Raw genomic sequence first — 18,520 nt, forward strand, 5'->3', positions numbered from 1 at the left:
CCTACTCGCCGAGCACGTGCAGCTGGCGGGCGGCCTCGGCGAGGGAGCCCGACAGCGAGGGGTAGACCGTGAAGGCGTGCGCGACGTCGTCGACGTTGAGCCGCTTCTCGACGGCCAGCGTCACGGGGAAGATGAGCTCACTGGCCCGCGGGGCGACGACGACACCCCCGATCACGGTGCCGGAGCCCTTGCGGCAGAACAGCTTCACGAACCCGTCGTGGATGCCGAGCATCTTGGCGCGGGCGTTGGTCGACAACGGGAGCTTGACGATCTCGCCCTGGGCCTCGTCGGAGTCGATCTGCGCCTGCGTCCAGCCGACGGTCGCGATCTCCGGGGAGGTGAACACCGTCGAGGCCACCGAGCGGAGCTTGAGCGGGCCGACGCTGTCACCGAGGGCGTGCCACATGGCGATCCGGCCCTGCATGGCCGCGACCGAGGCCAGCGGGAACACCCCGGTGCAGTCCCCGGCCGCGTAGACCCCGCGCGCGGAGGTCCGCGACACCCGGTCGACGTCGACGTGACCCGACTCGCTGGTCCACACCCCCGCCTCCTCCAGCCCGATGCCGGCGGTGTTGGGGACGGCGCCGACGGCGACGATGCAGTGCGAGCCCTCGACGGTGCGGCCGTCGGCGAGCGTCACCACGACGGTGTCGCCGTGCCGTTCGACCTTCTGCGCCCGCGAGCGCGACATGACGTCCATGCCGCGGCGGCGGAACACCCCTTCGAGGACCTCGGCGGCGTCGGCGTCCTCCCCGGGCAGGACGCGGTCGCGGGAGGAGACGAGGGTGACGTGGGCGCCGAGGGCGTCGTAGGCGTTGGCGAACTCGGCGCCGGTGACGCCGGAGCCGACGACGATCAGGTGCTCGGGCAGCTCGGTGAGGTCGTAGACCTGCTTCCAGGTGAGGATGCGCTCGCCGTCGGGCTGGGCGTCGGGCAGCACCCGGGGGCGGGCGCCGACCGAGACCAGGGTGACGTCGGCCTCGACGCGGGCGCCGGCGTCCTCGCCGTCGCGGACCACGAGGGTGTGCGGCCCCTCCAGCGCCCCGCGGCCGGACAGGATCTTGACGCCCTCGCGCTCCAGGCGGGCCCGCACGTCGGCCGACTGCGCGGAGGCGAGGGCCTTGACGCGGGCGTGGACGCGGGCGAGGTCGACGGTGACGGCCCCGGCCGGTTCGGTGTCCGACGTGCGGCCGCCGGGGAAGCGGACGCCGAGCTCGGAGGCGCCGCCGACGGTGGCCATGAGCTCGGCGGTGGCGATGAGGGTCTTGGAGGGGACGACGTCGGTCAGGACGGTCGCCCCGCCGAGGCCGTCGCGTTCGACGACGGTGACGTCGGCGCCGAGCTGGGCGGCGACGAGCGCGGCTTCGTAACCCCCGGGGCCGCCGCCGAGGACGGCGACCCGGGTGGCCTGGGCGGTCGGGGACGCACTGGTGGGACTCACCCCTCCATGCTCCCCTACGCTTCGTGTCCGTGCCTGCCTCGCCCTACGCCGCCTACGCGACCAACCTCGATCCGGAGGCGATGGGGCGCAAGGCCCCGCACTCGCCGCTGCGCTCGACGGGGTGGCTGCAGGGCTGGCGGCTGACCTTCGGCGGGGAGGACCGCAGCTGGCAGGGTCCGCTCGCGACGGTCGTGGAGGCGCCCGGTGATCAGGTGTACGTGGCGCTGTACGACCTGACCGAGGCCGACGAGGCGCGGCTGGACGCCAGCGAGGGCATGGACATCGGCCTGTTCCGCAAGATCCGGGTGCGGGTGGGCACGCTGGACGGCGACGTCGTGGCGTGGACGTACGTGCTGGACGACTACGAGGGCGGGCTGCCGACGGCGCGCTACCTCGGCGGCCTGGCCGACGCCGCGGAGGCGGGGGGCGCCCCGCACGACTACGTGCTGGCGCTGCGCGCCCGCCCGTGCCGGTCCAACGACGCTTGACCCGGTCCCCGGCCCGTCCGGCGGCGGCGGCCGTGGAGGCGGCGCTGGCGGCGGTCGCGCCGCCCGCTCCCGGCACCGGGTGGCGGGAGTGGCTGCGCGGGGCGCTGACCGGGGCCCGGGCGGCGCTCGGTCCCTGCCCGGGGGCGTCGCGGTGGCTGCTCGCGGACGGCGCGACGGCGCCGGCGACGGCGGCCTTCGCGGCCGCGGCGCTGGAGGTGCTGCGCGGCGCGGGGTTCGGGGCGGAGGCGCCGCGCGCGCTGGCGTTCGCGCTGGACGCCGCCCTGGGGGCCGGCGACCCGCACGACCCCGACGAGCCGGGCGGCTCGTACGCCCGGGAGCGGGCGCTGGACGGCCTGGCCGCGCGCCTGACGGCGCTCACTAGGCTGCCCGACGTGACCGACACCCTGCCGCAGGACCCGTTCACCGTCGCCGAGGAGGCCGCCGCCGACCTGGCCGAGCGCACGGGGGTGCCCCGGCACGACGTCGCCCTGGTGCTGGGGTCGGGCTGGGCCGCGGCCGCCGACGCGCTGGGCGAGGTGGTGGCGGCACTGCCGGCCACCGACCTGCCCGGTTTCGTCGCGCCGGCCGTCGTGGGGCACGCGGGCACGGTCCGCTCGGTGCTGGTCGAGCGGCCGGGGGGTGAGCCGCTGCGCGCGCTGGTGCTGCCGCGCACCCACCACTACGAGGGTCACGGGGTGCGGGCGGTCGCGCACGGGGTGCGCGTCGCGGCGGCGGCGGGCTGCCGGACGGTGGTGCTGACGAACGGCTGCGGCGGGCTGGACCGCGCGATCCCCGCCGGGTCCCCCGTCCTCATCAGCGACCACCTGAACCTGACGGGCGCCTCCCCGCTGGAGGGACCGACGTTCGTCGACCTCACCGACCTGTACTCCGCGCGGCTGCGCGCGCTGGCCCGCACCGTCGACCCGTCCCTGCCCGAGGGCGTGTACGCCCAGTTCCGCGGGCCGCAGTACGAGACGCCCGCCGAGGTGCGGATGGCGGGTGTCCTCGGCGCGTCCCTGGTGGGGATGTCGACGGCGCTGGAGGCCATCGCCGCCCGGCACGTCGGCCTGCAGGTCCTGGGGTTCTCGCTGGTGACGAACCTGGCCGCCGGCGTCAGCGACCAGCCGCTGTCCCATGAGGAGGTGCTGGAGGCCGGCCGCGAGGCGGCCGGCCGGTGCTCGGCCCTGCTGACGGGGGTCGTCGGGCTCCTGTGACGCCTCAGCGCGCGGCGGCCCGCCGGTACTGGCGGGTCGCCAGCGGGACGAACACGACGAGGATCAGCACGATCCACAGCAGCGTGTAGAGCTCGGAGTTCTGCATCGACCAGGTGCCCAGCTCGGTGCCGGGCGGGACGTTGCCGAAGCGCTCGCGGGCGGCCTGCACCAGGGTGGAGACCGGGTTCCACTGCGCGATGGTCTTCAGCGGGCCGGGGAACGACTCCAGCGGGACGAACGCGTTGGTGATGAACGTCAGCGGGAAGATCGTCAGGAACGTCAGGTTGTTGAACGCCTCCGGGGTGCGGATGAGCAGGCCCAGCAGGCCCATCACCCACGACAGCGAGTAGGCGAACAGCAGGAGCAGGCCGTACCCGACGACGGCGTCCACGAGCGAGGTCCGGATCCGCCAGCCGATCAGCAGCCCGGTCAGGGACATGATGACGGTGACGATGACGTTGAGGACGACGTCGGAGGCGGTGCGGCCCACGAGCACCGCGGACTGCGTCATCGGCAGCGACCGGAACCGCTCGATGATGCCCTTCTGCATGTCGTCGGCGATGCCGGCCCCGGTCACGGTGGCGCCGAAGATGACCGTCTGGGCGAAGATGCCCGGCACGAGGAACTCCCGGTAGTTCCCGCCGCCCACGGCGATGGCCCCGCCGAAGACGTAGCCGAACAGCAGGATGAACATGATGGGCGAGATGAGGGTCCCCACCAGCAGGTCGGGGATCCGGGTGATCTTCAGGATGTTCCGCTTGGCGATCACCGAGCTGTCGGCGACGATCTCGGCCACGGCGCTCACGAGCGCACCCCCTGCGTCTTCCGGGCCGGTGCCTCACCGGCGACCTCGTCGGCGGGTTTGCCCGTCAACGTCAGGAACACGTCGTCCAGCGTGGGCCGGCGCAACCCCGCGTCGAGCGGGACGACGCCGACGTCGCCGAGTCGCTGCAGCACGTCCACCAGCACCCGGGTGCCGGCGGTCACCGGGGCGGTGACCCGCCGCGCCCGGCGCTCCACCTGCAGCTCCCCGACCGCCACCTCGTGCAGGACGGCGGACGCGGTGTCCACGTCGGCGTCGGAGGCGACGACGACCTCGACGCGCTGGCCGCCGACCTGGGTCTTCAGGTCGTCGGCGGTGCCGCGGGCGATGACGCGGCCGTGGTCGATGACGACGATGTCGTCGGCGAGGCGCTCGGCCTCCTCCAGGTACTGCGTGGTCAGCAGCAGCGTCGTGCCGCCGCCGACCATGCGGGTCAGCAGGTCCCACATGTCGTTGCGGCTGCGCGGGTCCAGGCCCGTGGTCGGCTCGTCGAGGAAGAGCACGGGCGGCTCGGCCACCAGCGCCCCGGCGAGGTCGAGGCGGCGGCGCATCCCGCCGGAGTAGGTCTTCGCCACCCGCTTGGCCGCGTCGGTGAGGTCGAACTGCTCCAGCAGTTCCCACGCCCGCTCCCGGGACCGCGTGCGGCCCAGGTGGTAGAGCCGCCCCACCATGTCGAGGTTCTCGAAACCCGTGAGGTTCTCGTCGACCGCGGCGTACTGGCCCGACAGGCCGATGCGGCGCCGCACCTCGCGCGGGTCGGCCACGACGTCCACGCCGGCGACCGTCGCGCTGCCCCCGTCGGGCACCAGCAGCGTCGTCAGCATCCGCACCGTCGTCGTCTTGCCCGCGCCGTTCGGCCCCAGCAGGGCCAGCACGGTCCCCTCGGGGACCTCCAGGTCGACGCCCGCCACCGCGGTCACGTCGCCGTACCGTTTCACCAGTCCCGTCGCCTGCACCGCCGGGGCTCGACCCGCAGAAGAACTCGCCATGCCCACGACCCTAGGTGTGACCTCCGACACCACGCCCGTCCTTTCTCCGCACCGTCGTCTCCACCGTGTGGACCGGCGGCGCGCACGGGACTCAGCGGTGGTGCGGGGCCGGGTTCAGCGGGAGGTCCCGTGACCGCCCTCGCGCCAGGGGCGCAGCCACTCCTCCCCGGCGTCGACGACGGGGCCGAGCCGGGCCCACTGCTCCGGCGACCGTTCCCACCAGGGGTCGGTGAGGAGTTCGGCGACGACGTCGGCGGGGAACCGCTCGCCGATGACCTTCGCCGGGACGCCGGCGACGATGCCGTAGGGCGGGACGTCCCTGGTGACGACGGCCCCGGCGCCGACGACGGCCCCGTCGCCGACGTGGACGCCCTGCAGGACGATCGCGGCGGCGCCGATCCACACGTCGGACCCGATGCGCGGGGGGTCGGGGTACTCCTCGTACCCGGCGGTGGCGCCGGTGACGTTCGGCTCGCCGTACAGGGCCGAGGACGTCGACAGGGCGCGCACGGGGTGCCGCTCGCCGCCGATCTGGGCCCGGTAGGCGATGGAGACGAACTTCCCGATGGTCCCGGACTTCACGATGGCCCCCTGGTTCACGTGGCTGTGGGCGCCGATGACGACGCCGGGGCCGACGACGGCCTCGGCCTCGACGCGGACGCCCTCGGCCAGCCGCGCGGCGGGCGAGACGTGCGGGGACAGGACGTAGGTGGCGCCGCGGTGGGCGAGCCGGGCGCGCAGCAGGCGGATCTCGTCGCGCACCAGGCCCGGCATCCAGCGGCGGGTCCGGTCGTCGCGCGTCACAGGCCCGCGTAGATCGTCTTGTGGGCGGCCACGACGGTGTCCCAGGACCACCGGTCGTGGGCCCAGCGGCGGGCGGCGAGGCGGACGCGGCGCAGTTCGCCGGGGTCGGTGAGCAGGGCCACGACGCCGTCGGCGATCCGCTGCGGGTCCGTGCCCGCGGCGACCAGTTTCGGCGACAGGTCCCGGACGAGTTCGGGGTTCGCGCCGGCGGGGGTCACCAGGACCGGGGTCCCGCAGGCCATCGACTCGGCCGTCGTCAGCCCGAAACCCTCCAGTTCCTGGGTGGGCATGACGGTGAGGTCGGCGCGCCGGTACCGCTCGCGCAGCTCCTCCTCGCTGACCCGGCCGAGCAGGGTCACGACGTCGTCGAGCCCGAGGGCGGAGATCCGCGCCTGGATCTGCCCGCGCAGGGTCCCGTCGCCGGCGATGGACAGCGTCAGGCCCGGGAAGGCGGCGCGCATCCGCGGGACGGCGTCGACGAGTTCGGCGACCCCGGTCCGCGCGGTCAGCCGCCGCGCGGTGAACAGCACGGGGGCGTCACCGGGGTCGCGGGGCGTCGTCCCGTCCGGGGTGAAGAACCCGGTGTCGACCCCGCCGGCCACGACCCGCACGTCGGTGCCGCCGCGCGGGTCCAGGGCCCGGAACTCCTCGCGCATGAAGTCGGACAGCACGATCGCCCCGGCGGCGCCGGTGGTGACGCGGCGCTCGACGGCGCGCACCGCGGCGACGGCGGGCCGGCGCACGACGGCGGGCAGCAGGTAGGTGCCCTCGTGCATCGAGAGGACCTCCTTGTGCACCGGCGCGTGGAACGTGTACAGGTACGGGCGCCGCGCGGCCCGCCGCGGCAGGGTCAGCGGCAGCGAGGTGATCGCGTAGTGGCCGTGCAGGACCGCCTCGCCGCGGGTCCGCAGCCCGCCCAGGACGCCGCGGCCGACGCTCAGCGGGTACTTCAGGGCGAACAGCGGGTCGCGCTTGCTGGGCACCGGGTGGCGGACGACGCGCACCCCGTCGGCGCCGACCTCCTCGAGGGGGTGGTGGGGGTCGACCTGCTTGGTCAGGACGGTGACGTCGACGTCGGCGGCGACGAGGCGGGCGCTCAGCTCGCGGACGTACCGCTCGAGCCCGCCGAGCTTGTCGGGCGCGATCGCGTTGGTGAGCATCACGACCGGACGGGCGGACCGGTGGGTCACGCGGACCTCCCTCTCGAGCGACGGTGGGGCCGGGTTCGACCGCTCGTCGCGCGGCCGTCCGGCGGCACAGTACCGGTCACCGCCCGGCGCCTCGGGTGGACCGACCGTGAGGGTTCCCGCGTGGTGACGCACTGCAGCGGTACGCATCTGAAACGTCACGAAGTGACTCTGCGTAACGAGAAACTCCGTTCCATGCACCCGAACGGGTGGCTCGGCTCACCCCCACGGACGAACACGCCGACACCCAGCGCATGGACACGACGCGAGCAGCCACGATCTCGCGGCGCACCGCCGGTGCCGCCGCCCTCCTCGGCCTCACCGCCGCGGCGACGGCGGGGCAGGCCCAGGCCGTGCCCCTCGTGAGCCGCACCCTGCGCTCGGCCACCGCCACGACGACCGGCGCCGTCCGGGTCCGCGCGCCCCGCTGGGCCGGGGAGGCCACCGGGCTGACCGGCACCCTGCCCCTGACCTCCGGCCGCGTCGACGCGGCCGTCGTCGCCGTCCGCGACGCCCGCGGCGCCTCCTTCGACGTCGGGCACGTCGGCCCCACGACCCTGCGCGCCGGCGGCCTGGAACTGTCCGGCTGGGCCCTGCTGCCCGCCGGGCGGTACACGACGTGGCTCTCGCACCTGGTCGGCGGCCGCTGGGTCGACCAGCCCCGCCGGACGTTCGACGTGCCCGCGGTGCTGCCCACCGCCCCGCGCAGCACCACCCGCCGCAGCGGCGCCTACATCGGCTGGCCGCAGACCCCGCAGCGCCTGGCCGAGTACGGCCGGCTGCGCGGGCGCGCCGTGCAGGTCGCCGGGTTCTACTTCGACCACCGCCGCTGGGAGTGGATCGAGCAGAACGAGGACTTCTTCAGCCAGTACGGCTCCGGCCGGTTCACCGCCCCGATCGTCCTGTCGGTCCCGCTGCTGGCCGACCCCTCGGCCGCCGACCCCGCCCCCAGCACGGCCCTGGGGGCCGCGGGCCGGTACGACGGGCACTTCCGGACGCTGGCCCGCAACCTCGCCGCCCGCGGCCTGGGCGGGATCACGATCCGCCTGGGCTGGGAGGCGAACTCCCCGGGGAACTACCTGTGGAGCGCGGTGCCGGACCCCGCCGCCTACCGCGCGTTCTTCCGCCGCGTCGTGGGGGTCATGCGCGCGCAGGCCCCGGCGCTGCGGTTCGACTGGAGCATCACCGCCGCCGTCGACGGGTGGTCGTTCGACTTCCGCGACGCCTACCCCGGCGACGACGTGGTCGACGTCGTCGGCATCGACGTCTACGACATGAGCCCGACCTCCATGACGAGCGACCAGCGCTGGGCCTGGTACCAGTGCGCCCGCGGCGGCCTCAACGACATCGCCCGGTTCGCGACCGCGCACGGCAAGCGCATCGGGATCGACGAGTGGGCGGTGGCGTCGCGGACGTGGAACGGCGGCGGTGACGACCCGCTGTTCGTGGAGCGGCTGCGCGGCTGGATGGACCAGTGGGGCGTCGCGCACGAGATCTACAACGAGATGGAGTACCCGTACTCCGACGGGCGGCTGTTCCTGGGGACGCAGAACCCGAAGGCGGCGGCGGAGTACCGGGAAGGGTTCTGAGCCTCACACCCCCTCGGTGTTGCGCAGGACCCCCATCATCGCCATCTCGTCGTCGACGGGTGCGCCCTCGTGCACGCACGCCCGCAACCGGCGCTGCAGGTCGTCGGCGTCCAGTCCCGCCCCGATGAGCACCAGTTCGGTGACCCGCTCCGAACCCCGGGGCCAGCGGCCGCGCTCGAACCGCACGACCGGCCCGACGGCCTGCAGCAGGTACCGCTCGCCGAAACCCTCGACGGCGAACCGCACGAAACCCTTCGCCCGGAACACCCCGGAGGGCCGGCCGTCGAGGAACTCCACGAACCGCCGCGGGTCCAGCGGGGCCGGGCTGCGGAACTCCACGGTCTCGTAGCGGGTGTGCAGGTGCGTGTCGTGGTCGTCGTCGGGGACCGTCTCACCCAGGGCGAGCTGGCGCTGGCGCACCGGCCGCTCCTCGAACAGCAGCCGCGGGTCGACCCGGCCGCGGGCGGCCGGGACGATCGGCGCCCACGGGTTCAGCTCCCGGCACAGCGCCGCGACGCGCCCGGCCGCCGCCTCGTCCACCAGGTCGGTCTTGCTGATGAGCACCACGTCGGCCATCGCGACGTGGTCGGCGAGCTCGGGGTGCCGGGCGCGGGTGGCGGCGAACCCCACGGCGTCCACGACCACGACCAGCCCCCCGTAGCGCACGCCGGGGACCTCGCTGGCCAGGACCCGGCGCACCATCGCGGACGGCTCGGCGACGCCGCTGGCCTCCACGAGCACGGCGTCCAGCGTCTCCCCGCGGTCCCCGGCGGTCAGCCGGGCCAGGAGCTCGTCGACGGTGCCGTCGTCGGTGGAGCAGCACAGGCAGCCGTTCTCCAGCGACACCGCGCTGTCGGCCCACCCCGCCACCAGGAGGGCGTCGATCCCGACGGCCCCGAAGTCGTTGACGACGACGCCGACGCGCACGTCCGCGGCCGAGCGCAGCAGCTGGTTGAGCACCGTCGTCTTGCCCGCCCCGAGGAACCCGGCGAGGACGACCACGGGGATGCTCACGCCCGCCATGCTGCCACGGGCCCGCGCGGGACCCTCGTAGGGTGAACCCGTGAGCGCACCGCTGGCGGACCGGGTCCGCGCCTGGATCGAGGACGACCCCGAACCCCGCGACCGGGCCGAGCTGCAGGCCCTGCTGGACGACGGTTCCCCGCAGGCCCTGGCCGACCTCGCCGACCGGTTCTCCGGGCCGCTGGAGTTCGGGACCGCCGGTCTGCGCGGCGTCGTGGGGGCCGGCCCGCACCGCATGAACCGGGCCGTGGTGCAGCGCGCCGCGGCCGGGCTGGGCGCGTGGCTGACCAGCCGGTTCGAGCGGCCGCGGGTCGTGGTCGGCCTCGACGCCCGGCGCGGGTCGCGCGAGTTCGCCGACGACTCCGCCGCCGTCCTGACCGCCGCCGGCTGCGAGGTGGTGCTGCTGCCCGGCCCGCTGCCGACGCCGGTGCTCGCCTTCGCCGTGCGGCACCTGGCGGCCGACGCGGGCGTCATGGTCACCGCCAGCCACAACCCCGCCCGCGACAACGGGTACAAGGTGTACCTCGGCGGCCGGGCCACCGGCCCGGAGGGCCGCGGCGTGCAGATCGTCGCCCCGGTGGACGCCGAGATCGCCGAACGGATCGCCGCGGTCGGCCCGCTGGCCGACCTGCCCCGCGCGCGCGACGGCTGGACCGTCCTGGGCGCTGAGGTGGTCGAGGAGTACCTGGCCGCGATCACCGCGGCCGTGCGGCCCGCGCCGGGCCGCGACCCCCGCGTCGTCGTCACCGCGATGCACGGGGTCGGCAACGACGTGCTGGTGGAGGCGTTGCGCCGCAGCGGTTTCACCGACGTGCACCCGGTCCCTGAACAGGCCGGGCCGGACCCGGCGTTCCCGACCGTCCCGTTCCCGAACCCGGAGGAACCCGGCGCCCTGGACCGCGCGGTCGCCCTCGCCGGCCGGGTGGGCGCCGACGTCGTCCTGGCCGTCGACCCCGACGCGGACCGCTGCTGCGTCGCGGTCCCGGGCCCGGGCGGTTTCACCCAGCTCTCCGGCGACGACCTCGGCCGCGTGCTCGGCGAGGAACTGGCCGCGCCGGGGGCGGTGCTGGCCTGCTCCGTCGTCAGCTCGCAGGCGCTGGCGCGGGTCGCGGCCCGGCACGGGGCGCGGTTCGCGTCGGCCCTGACGGGTTTCAAGTGGATCGCGCGGGTGCCCGGCCTGACCTTCGGGTACGAGGAGGCGATCGGGTACTGCGTGGCCCCGGAGGTCGTGCGCGACAAGGACGGCATCTCCGCCTCGCTGCTGGCCGCGGGCGTCGTGCGCCGCGAACTGGCCGCCGGCCGGACCCTGCTCGACGTCCTGGACGACCTCGACCGTGCCGACGGGGTGCACCTGACCGCCCCGGTGACGCTGCGCGTGGAGGACCTGGCGCTCATCCCGGCCGCGATGTCCCGGCTGCGGGGTGAGCCCCCCGCGCGGCTGGGCGGGTCCCCGGTGACGGGCGTGGAGGACCTGGCCGACGGGCTCGACGGCCTGCCGCCCACGGACGGGCTGCGGTTCCGCACGGCCGACGGCACCCGCGTCGTCGTGCGGCCCAGCGGGACCGAACCCAAGCTGAAGTGCTACTGCGAGGTCGTCGCGGACGTCGGCGAGCAGGACCTCGCCGAGGTGCGGCGGGCGGCCCGCGAGCGCCTCGACGCGGTGCTGGTGGACGTGCGCGCGGCGACCGGCCTCGGCTGATCCGCCGGCCCGCCTCGGCCACGGGGCGGAGGCGGGATGCACCGTTCGGTGGACCCCGCGGCGGCGGGTCCGCAGGAGGATCGGGAGGTGGACACCACCGACCGTCCCACCACCCCGCTCGCGACCTCCACCCCGCTGGACCGGCGCAGCCCGGCACCGGACGTGGCGCGCGGGGCGATGCTGCTGCTCATCGCGGTGGCGAACGCCCCGTTCTACCTGTGGGCCGCGTCCTCGGGGACGTTCGGGGCGCACCCCGTCGAGGCCGGGACGGCCGACCGGGTCGCGCAGACCGTGGCGATCGTCCTCGTCGACGGCCGGACGTACCCGATGTTCGCGTTCCTGTTCGGCTACGGGATCGTGCAGCTGTACCGCCGTCAGCACGCCGCGGGCGTCCCGCACGACCAGGCGCGGCGGCTGCTGCGCCGTCGCCACTGGTGGATGGTGGCGTTCGGCGCCGTGCACGCGCTGCTGCTGTGGTTCGGCGACGTCATCGGCGCCTACGGCCTCGCCGGGCTGGTCCTGACGGCGTTGTTCATCGACCGCCGCGACCGGACGATCAAGGTGTGGATCGGGGTCCTGACGGGTCTGCTGCTGCTGTTCGCGCTGCTGGTGGGGGCGCTCGCGGTCCTCACCGCGCTGGCCGGTCCCGAGGCGGCCGGCGACGACGCGTTCACGATCCCCGAACCGGCCGCGATCGAGTCCTACCTGCCGGCCGCGGCGGCCCGGTTCGGGTTCTGGCTGGTGGTGGCCCCGGTGCAGGGGCTGCTGCTGCTGGTGACGCCGGTCGCGGTGCTGGTGGCGTTCCTCGCCGCCCGGCACGAGGTGCTGGAACGCCCGGCCGAGCACCTGCCGCTGCTGCGCCGGACCGCGGTGGCCGGCATCGCGGTGGGCTGGGGGGTGGGGCTGGTGCTGGCCCTGCAGAACCTCGGGGTGCTGGGGATCGACCGGTCCGCCGACTTCGGTCTCCTGCCGGTGCAGTCCCTGAGCGGGCTGGCCTGCGGCCTGGGGTACGCCGCGCTCTTCGGAGTGCTGGCCGTGCGCTGGGGCCCGGCGCGCGGGCCGGTGGTGCGGGCGCTGCGGGCGACCGGGCGCCGGTCGATGACCTGCTACGTGGCGCAGTCGGTGGTGTTCGCGCCGCTGATGAGCGCCTGGGGGCTGGGCCTGGGTGAGCACCTGTCGAGCTGGTCGATCGCGCTGGTCGCGGTGGCGACGTGGGCGGCGACGGTGGCGCTGGCGGTGGCGCTGGAGCAGGCCGGGCGGCGGGGGCCGGCCGAGACGCTGCTGCGCCGGCTGGCCTACCGCCGCCCGGCGGTGGTGGACGTGCGCTGACGTCTCAGCGCACGTCTCAGCGCACCTGCACGGACACCGGGGTCCGAGCATGCCGTGGGGCAGCGACGCACCCGTTCCGGCGCTGGACGCCGTACCACCCGGTGCCGGCGACCCGCGCGGGGCCGGGGAACTGCTGGGCCTCCGACGAGGTTCGGACAGGGGCACCAGGCGGGCTTCCACGTGCGCGCGCACCTCGGGATTCAGCCCGTCCTCGGGGGACCATGTCGACGGGGGCGCCGAGGAGGCCTTCCAGTTCCCGGCGCAGGCGTCCCAGGGCGAACAAGCCGGTCCCGGCGGGCAGCTCCACGAACAGGTTGACATCGGAGCCGGGGCGTTCGGTGCCGCGGGCGGTGCTGCCGAAGACGCGGCCGTGGTGCACGCCGTGGGCGGCGGCGATCGCCTCGACCTCGCGTCGGCGCCGGCGCTGTCCCAGGGGTCCGGTCAGCGGGGCGGCGGGTGGGGAGTCGATGGCGATCAAGGAGGCGTCCAGCAGGTGACCGCTGGCGCGCAGCAGGTGCAGCAGGGTGGGCAGCGAGGGCTGGCGGTGTCCGGATTCGTAGTCGCTGATGACGCTCTGGGTCACTCCGGCGCGCTGGCCCACTTGGGTCTGCGTCAGGCCCGCACGCCGACGCGCGTCCTTCAGCAGCACCTCGACGGACTCGATGACGGGCACAGCACCAATGTGGCGGATCGTAGATGAATGCGCTCCGATGGGAACACACCGAGCCTTTGCCAGCAACCGTCGATCGCTAGCGACAAAGTCTCAATAAACCCCGAGCCAGGAGCCTCGGCCCTGCGTCGAAATGAGCTGCGGAGTCAGGGGTAGCTAAGATTGAAGGAGCAACTGGACTCGAAGGTGCGACCCGCCTCATCGGTGATGACGGCGCGCAAGACGTGCTCCTTCACCTTGCCCTCGCCATAGAACCGTTCCTCATCGGTCCGCGTGTTGTAGAACTCGTGGGACAGGTCGACATCCTGGAACGTGGTGTCGTCATCGTAGTCTCGCGACGTCTCGATTCGATGCCCATCGAATCCATCGACACTCATGGTCACTGTCGCGCTGAGTCCCGCGTACCTGATGCGAGCGTGTGGCTCAAACAGGTAGTAAGGGCCAAGAATCCCGTCGTCGTAGACAACCCGCGGTAGAGCACAGCCCATTTCGAGCATCGGCGGCAGGCTCAGCGCCTCGCTGGGCCTCTCGCCGACTGCGCCTCCACTCGATTCGTCCAGTCCTGAGGTGGACTCAGCCGCGAGTCGGTCGGTGCCTACCTCGGAGGATGCAGCAAGAGACGTGCGGTCTTCGTGCCGTGGAGTATCCGCCGTTGGCGAGGTTGTCGCTGAGGTTTGAGTCGGCGACAGCGCCGGGGAGGGTGTGACTGTGGGTTGTGCTGACGGTGGTACTGCGGCGGGCGTATCGGTTGAGGCAACCGGTCCAGCGCAACCGCTCAAGCTCAAGCTCGCCATGAGCGCGAGCGCTCCAGTACGCGCGAACTTCTCCGCCTTGTGGCGCCGCATGTCCTCACCAATCAACGTTCAGCAGGATGGCCGAGCTTAGAAGCCGCTGCAGTCCTCACCCACAACCTTTGACTGACGCAAGCGCTGCAACCACTCTCCCGGCACAGCCGCACCCACCCGGGGTCACGATCAATCCTGTCTTTGTGACTGATCCGTTGGTACTCACGTTGAGGCGACTCCACGCTCCGACGCATGAGCCAGGGCATCGGGCAAACCGTCACGCTCACGCCGGGCCGCTGCGCGTCCAGTTAGGTGATCGCTGCGCGTCCAGTTAGGTGATGCCCAGGTGCAGGCCCTCCTGCGGCAGGTACAGCAGGCCCTGGGGAAGAGGCGGTGAAGGCGAACTCCGCCGGTGGCCCGCAAGCAGCGCCTGGATCGCGCTCACGTGCCGGGCCATGGTGCCGGACAGATCCCGCATCGTCGCCCGCACGTGCATGCACGGCTGGTCGTCGACGTAGGCCACCGGCTCCAACTCGTCGTCTTCGCCGGACTCGGTGGCCTGCGCGTCGCCGAGGAAGAAGCGGTAGCGATTGATGAGGTTCAGCGCGGTGATCGGGTCGGTGATCTGCTTGGTGATCTGCGCGGTGATGCCGACCTCGGCGCGGAAGCCGAAGGGCTCCTCTGGGTCGCGTGTCAGTTCCTCCACCGCGGTGTTCCATTCGCTGTAGCCGACGCCGTGCTCGCGGAAGGCGACGATGTGGGCGGTGCCGCTGGCGTTGGTGTTGTTGATCGCCGGGACCGTGGTGTCGGTCCGGTACTGCTGGGGCATGTTTGATCCCGTCTGTGGCTCGGTGCTGGCACCGGTCGGTGCGAGCTGGTGAGCCGGAACCGGACGGTGGGGATCTGCGCGGCTGGCGCCGCCGACCGCTCACCGCCCCTCACGGCGAGGTGAAATCAGGGCCGGCCTGAACGCGACGGGAGGTACCCGTAAGGCGCGAGCTTGTCCGCGATTCGAGGGACGCCCCGCAGGAAGGACGATCTTAAAGCGGGCCGCGTAGTCAGCTGGCCGAGGAGCGAGGCCGGCAGCGGCCCAGCTCAAAATGGTCTGGACCGGCGGGATCGAGCTTCGCTCGCTCGACTTGCCCCCGCCGTGCGGCCGGTCAGGATCGAGCGTCGGAGGGGCAGGAGCTAACAGGACGCTGGCGCGAAGCGCCGCCCTGGCGGCGAGGCACGAGCAGCGCCAACCAGCAGCGCCGCTGCACTAGCGGCGGCCGTCTCCCACGAGAAGCGCCTTGCCTCTACTGACAAGGGCTCACTGAGTTCGACGGGACCGCGCAATGTCTGCGGGATGACCGTGATGTCGAGGGCGGAGCAGGACTGCGGTCGCTAGGACGTAGCAGTGGGGCGGGCCCATCGGACCTCGCGCACGCCGTCCTCGGTCTTGCTGCGTCCGTCGGGGGCGAAGCGGTGCTTGCTGTAGAAGGCCTGGGCACGAGGGTTGGGGTCTGCGACCCACAGGGCAGCCGACTCGTCGGGGTCGAGGACGGCGTTGAGCAGTGCTGATCCTGCTCCGCCGCCGTGGTGGGCTGCGTCGACGTAGATGAGGTGAAGCTGGGACTGCTCGGTGGCGTCGGGCTCCTGTGCGGGGCCGGACATGGCGATGCCGACGATGGTGCCGTCTACTTCGGCGACCGCGGTGCGGTTGCTGCTCCAGCGTTCCTGGGTGAGGGCGCCGGTCCAGAAGCGTTCGCGGGCCGGGAGGAGGTCGGGGTCGTCCAGGACGGAGTCGGGTATCAGGCCGCGGTAGGTCTGCTGCCAGGAGGTGGCGTGCACCCGCGCCATCTGCGGCGCGTCGCTGGGTCGTGCGCGGCGGACGGTGACCCCCGGCGTCATGCGCTCACCCTAGGAGCCGGCGGTTGGATTCACTGCTGCGCGGTCTCTCGCCCTTTGAGACGACCGTGAAGTCGTGAGCACCAGCGCGCACAACGCGGGATACGCGGGATACGCGGGATACCGGTAAGTCGCCCCTCTGACTCCACATGGTCACTCCTGACTCAAGGCTAGGCAGGACGGCTGATGGGTCACGAGCCGACGATGTGCTCTCGCAGGACGGGCACCCAGTGCTGTCCGTACTCCGCCTGCAGCTGGGGCAGCTGCCAGTCCCGGCCGGTGACCTGGCCGCGGCAGGCTGCGGAGCGGCACGAGCACGGCATCTCGAAGCTGGGGTCGTCGGTGATCGTCGCGTAGTCGAGGGTCAGTTCCTCGCCGGGTTCGATGTTGCGCCGAGCAGCGACGGCGTAGGGGTCGACCCACCACAAGTTGGGGTTGCAGCTGTGGTTGCCGGCGTGGTTGGGGACGTTCGGCGGCAAGACGAGGTTGAGGTCTCGGCGAATGGAGAGCGTATCCACGTAGTTGCCTGTGCCGGCTGCTCTGGTGAGGAGCCGACGCAGCTCGTCATCGGTGACAAGCCGCCCGCCGAAGCGGCTGATCACCGTGCCCTGCGCGATGGGGGCGGCGGCGAACAGTCCCTCGCCTTCGATGGGTGACCGGTCGACTCGCGCCAGGGGGCTGAGCCAGCAGTCAGGGTCGGGTAGCGACGTCGTCTCCACAGAGGCACCGTGATCGCCGTCATCGCACCAGGCAACCCCTTTGTCCGCGTGGCTGAGACCGCGTGGTCATCGACATGAGCGAATGCTCCCGGCCGATCAGGATCGCGCGCTGAGTGCGGGATGACCGCGAGGTCAGCCGCCGCATACGCGAATGTCGCACCCGGCAGTCGACACGCCGGCGCTCGAGCGCCGACCACCGGCGTGTCGCCTCACGGGTGCAGCACCTCGTACGCCCGGCACCACGTGGACCCCGGGAGGCGGACCCGGCGGTCGGGACCGCCCCCGCCCTCGGCGCACGTCAGCGCACGTCGACGAACACCGGGTTCGTGTAGCACCACAGGTCGTCCCAGGGGTCGGAGTCGCCGATGCGGTCCACCCGCGGGTGCCCGTCGGCGTCGGCGTGCTTGCCGTCGCTGCCGCGGAACCGGACGTAGAGGGGGTCGGCGACGTTCCGCAGCACCGTGCGGAACACCTGCCGCCCGCCCGTGCGGGGCATCTCGAAGCTCTCCACGACGCGGGTGCCGGGGGCCTCGAACAGGTCGCGGTCGGTGACCCGCCCGGTGACGGTTCCGACGATGACGTCCCAGCGCGCCGAGCGGGGGACCTCGCCGCTGCCGTTGGGCGCGGTGGCGGGGTCGACGACCAGTTCGACCTCGACGTCCCCGCCGCGCTCGACGGTGGTGCGGGCGCCGAACGTGACGCCGGGCCCGGGCCCGGTGCGGACGCGGCCCTCGACGGCGGCCACGAGCCCGCCGTGGACGACGAAGACCCGCCCGGCGCGCAGGGCGGCCATGATCGAGCGGTAGTCGCGGACGGGTGAGCCGACGCAGGTGCGGGAGTAGAACCCGGGGGCGAAGTCGACGTAGCCGTGCTGGACGACGCCGGTCTCGACGGGTTCGCCGCGCGAGCCGTGCCGGCGGTAGTGCTCCGCGGAGGGGTTCCCCACGCGCACGGTGTCGCCGATGTCGAAGTGGTTGTCGGAGTTCGCGGTGATCCACCACGGAAGGCCCTCGGCGAGCAGGGAGTCCCACAGCCCGCCCATGCGCGCGGTGGCGGCGTCGAACCCGCCCCAGGTGCGGTACTGGTCGAGGTCGTAGCCCGGGAAGGACCACTTCCCGGGGGACTCGTCGTACTGGCCGCGGCCGCGGCCGCGGCCCAGGGGGGCCGGCAGCGCGGCGGCCTGGTGGCCGGGGGCGCCCTCCCAGCCGATGAACAGGCCGGGGGCGGCGTCGCGCCAGCCGCGGACCTTCGACGGGGACACCCGGCCGGTGCGCATGGGGTGGTTGGACAGGATGAGCGCCTCGCCGACGGTCCCGGTGCGCAGTTCCTCGGTGAGCCAGGCCAGGGCGTCGAGGCCGAGCTGCTCGGCGACGGGGCCGCCCTCGACGGAGTGGTCGATGAGCCGGGGGCCGGTGGGGTTCTGCCGGGCGGCGAGGACGTCGCCGTCGAACATCCGCTCGAAGCGCTGGAGCAGGTCGGGGGTGCCGGCGTGCTCGGGGGCGATGAAGGTGGCGTGCTCGGCGCCGGGGATGTTCCACTCCATGCCCTGGAAGACGAGGACGTCGTGGCGGCGGCGGGCTTCGGCGATGAGCGGGGTCTGCAGGGCGACGGACTGCTTGGCGTGGTCGGGTCCGCCGTGGTCGGTGATGACCATCCAGTCGAGGCCGCACTCGCGCCCGCGGCGCACCTGGTCGTCGACGCTGTACATGGCGTCGCGGGAGAAGGTGGTGTGGATGTGGTGGTCCCCGGCGTACCAGGCGAAGTCCCGCCCGTCCCCCGGGGAGCTGACCGGGTCCGGCGGGAGGGGCTGGGGGTCGTGCGAGTGCGTCTCGCCGGTGGCGTGGGTGTGGACGGGCACGGCGACCACCTT

At 73.5% G+C, this 18,520-nt stretch carries 17 protein-coding genes; 5 read left to right on the plus strand and 12 right to left on the minus strand.

The annotated features are described in order from the left end of the window. Position 1: 1 nt before the first annotated feature. Positions 2–1,441 (minus strand): NAD(P)H-quinone dehydrogenase, encoded by a 1,440-nt coding sequence (locus ACRYRX_RS00540; protein ID WP_432509821.1) that lies wholly within the window; start codon positions 1,439–1,441, stop codon positions 2–4. Positions 1,442–1,470: 29 nt separating this feature from the next. Between ACRYRX_RS00540 and ACRYRX_RS00545 the strand changes: the two genes are divergently transcribed. Beyond that, positions 1,471–1,929 carry a gamma-glutamylcyclotransferase gene (locus ACRYRX_RS00545; RefSeq protein WP_432509822.1) on the plus strand — a complete coding sequence of 153 codons (459 nt, stop codon included), beginning with the start codon at positions 1,471–1,473 and terminating at the stop codon, positions 1,927–1,929. Positions 1,930–2,294: 365 nt separating this feature from the next. Continuing rightward, positions 2,295–3,143, plus strand: coding sequence for a purine-nucleoside phosphorylase (locus ACRYRX_RS00550; RefSeq protein WP_432509968.1), 849 nt, complete (start codon positions 2,295–2,297; stop codon positions 3,141–3,143). Between the two features lie 4 nt (positions 3,144–3,147). Here the strand turns inward: ACRYRX_RS00550 and ACRYRX_RS00555 are convergent, their stop codons facing one another. From ACRYRX_RS00555 to ACRYRX_RS00570, 4 genes are all read right to left on the minus strand, one after another. After that, complete coding sequence (locus ACRYRX_RS00555; RefSeq protein ID WP_432509823.1) at positions 3,148–3,948, minus strand: ABC transporter permease; 801 nt, start codon at positions 3,946–3,948, stop codon at positions 3,148–3,150. Beyond that, on the minus strand, positions 3,945–4,955 hold the full coding sequence (locus ACRYRX_RS00560; RefSeq protein WP_432509824.1) for an ATP-binding cassette domain-containing protein: 1,011 nt from the start codon (positions 4,953–4,955) through the stop codon (positions 3,945–3,947). The genes ACRYRX_RS00555 and ACRYRX_RS00560 overlap by 4 nt, the downstream gene beginning before the upstream one ends. Before the next feature lie 114 nt (positions 4,956–5,069). Further along, the gene (locus ACRYRX_RS00565; protein ID WP_432509825.1) at positions 5,070–5,759 is read right to left on the minus strand and encodes a DapH/DapD/GlmU-related protein; all 690 of its coding nucleotides are present in this window, start codon (positions 5,757–5,759) and stop codon (positions 5,070–5,072) included. Further along, the gene (locus ACRYRX_RS00570) at positions 5,756–6,949 is read right to left on the minus strand and encodes a glycosyltransferase family 4 protein (protein ID WP_432509826.1); all 1,194 of its coding nucleotides are present in this window, start codon (positions 6,947–6,949) and stop codon (positions 5,756–5,758) included. Before ACRYRX_RS00570 ends, ACRYRX_RS00565 begins: the two co-directional genes overlap by 4 nt. A 251-nt stretch (positions 6,950–7,200) precedes the next feature. Between ACRYRX_RS00570 and ACRYRX_RS00575 the strand changes: the two genes are divergently transcribed. Continuing rightward, complete coding sequence (locus tag ACRYRX_RS00575) at positions 7,201–8,535, plus strand: glycosyl hydrolase (RefSeq protein WP_432509828.1); 1,335 nt, start codon at positions 7,201–7,203, stop codon at positions 8,533–8,535. Between the two features lie 3 nt (positions 8,536–8,538). Here ACRYRX_RS00575 and ACRYRX_RS00580 read toward each other — a convergent pair whose 3' ends face one another. Further along, positions 8,539–9,558 (minus strand): CobW family GTP-binding protein, encoded by a 1,020-nt coding sequence (locus ACRYRX_RS00580; protein WP_432509829.1) that lies wholly within the window; start codon positions 9,556–9,558, stop codon positions 8,539–8,541. 40 nt (positions 9,559–9,598) lie between these two features. On the opposite strand from ACRYRX_RS00580, the gene ACRYRX_RS00585 reads away from it, so the two are divergent. Next, complete coding sequence (locus ACRYRX_RS00585) at positions 9,599–11,257, plus strand: phospho-sugar mutase (protein ID WP_432509830.1); 1,659 nt, start codon at positions 9,599–9,601, stop codon at positions 11,255–11,257. Between the two features lie 87 nt (positions 11,258–11,344). After that, a complete protein-coding gene (locus ACRYRX_RS00590) occupies positions 11,345–12,586 on the plus strand; it encodes a DUF418 domain-containing protein (RefSeq protein ID WP_432509831.1) in 1,242 nt (413 codons plus the stop codon). Between the two features lie 16 nt (positions 12,587–12,602). Here ACRYRX_RS00590 and ACRYRX_RS00595 read toward each other — a convergent pair whose 3' ends face one another. The 6 genes from ACRYRX_RS00595 to ACRYRX_RS00620 all read right to left on the minus strand — a co-directional run bounded on the left by ACRYRX_RS00595 (position 12,603) and on the right by ACRYRX_RS00620 (position 18,508). After that, complete coding sequence (locus tag ACRYRX_RS00595) at positions 12,603–13,259, minus strand: helix-turn-helix domain-containing protein (RefSeq protein WP_432509832.1); 657 nt, start codon at positions 13,257–13,259, stop codon at positions 12,603–12,605. Positions 13,260–13,402: 143 nt separating this feature from the next. After that, positions 13,403–14,101 (minus strand): RAD23 family protein, encoded by a 699-nt coding sequence (locus ACRYRX_RS00600; protein WP_432509833.1) that lies wholly within the window; start codon positions 14,099–14,101, stop codon positions 13,403–13,405. 271 nt (positions 14,102–14,372) lie between these two features. Then, positions 14,373–14,870, minus strand: coding sequence for a hypothetical protein (locus ACRYRX_RS00605; RefSeq protein WP_432509834.1), 498 nt, complete (start codon positions 14,868–14,870; stop codon positions 14,373–14,375). Between the two features lie 557 nt (positions 14,871–15,427). Continuing rightward, complete coding sequence (locus ACRYRX_RS00610) at positions 15,428–15,934, minus strand: GNAT family N-acetyltransferase (RefSeq protein WP_432509835.1); 507 nt, start codon at positions 15,932–15,934, stop codon at positions 15,428–15,430. 188 nt (positions 15,935–16,122) lie between these two features. Beyond that, the gene (locus tag ACRYRX_RS00615) at positions 16,123–16,650 is read right to left on the minus strand and encodes an SET domain-containing protein (RefSeq protein WP_432509836.1); all 528 of its coding nucleotides are present in this window, start codon (positions 16,648–16,650) and stop codon (positions 16,123–16,125) included. Positions 16,651–16,948: 298 nt separating this feature from the next. Beyond that, positions 16,949–18,508, minus strand: a complete 1,560-nt coding sequence (locus ACRYRX_RS00620) for a PHP domain-containing protein (protein ID WP_432509837.1) — start codon at positions 18,506–18,508, stop codon at positions 16,949–16,951. Between the last annotated feature and the right edge of the window lie 12 nt (positions 18,509–18,520).

Origin of the sequence: Kineococcus lubricus (assembly GCF_050871965.1) — a bacterium.
Lineage (GTDB): Bacteria > Actinomycetota > Actinomycetes > Actinomycetales > Kineococcaceae > Kineococcus.

Bases quoted from the DNA above. Each gene is read 5' to 3' on its own strand.
- ACRYRX_RS00560 (WP_432509824.1), bottom strand. From the start codon at position 4,955: ATGGCGAGTTCTTCTGCGGGTCGAGCCCCGGCGGTGCAGGCGACGGGA.
- ACRYRX_RS00575 (WP_432509828.1), top strand. From the start codon at position 7,201: ATGGACACGACGCGAGCAGCCACGATCTCGCGGCGCACCGCCGGTGCC.
- ACRYRX_RS00580 (WP_432509829.1), bottom strand. From the start codon at position 9,558: ATGGCGGGCGTGAGCATCCCCGTGGTCGTCCTCGCCGGGTTCCTCGGG.
- ACRYRX_RS00600 (WP_432509833.1), bottom strand. From the start codon at position 14,101: ATGCGGCGCCACAAGGCGGAGAAGTTCGCGCGTACTGGAGCGCTCGCG.
- ACRYRX_RS00605 (WP_432509834.1), bottom strand. From the start codon at position 14,870: ATGCCCCAGCAGTACCGGACCGACACCACGGTCCCGGCGATCAACAAC.
- ACRYRX_RS00610 (WP_432509835.1), bottom strand. From the start codon at position 15,934: ATGACGCCGGGGGTCACCGTCCGCCGCGCACGACCCAGCGACGCGCCG.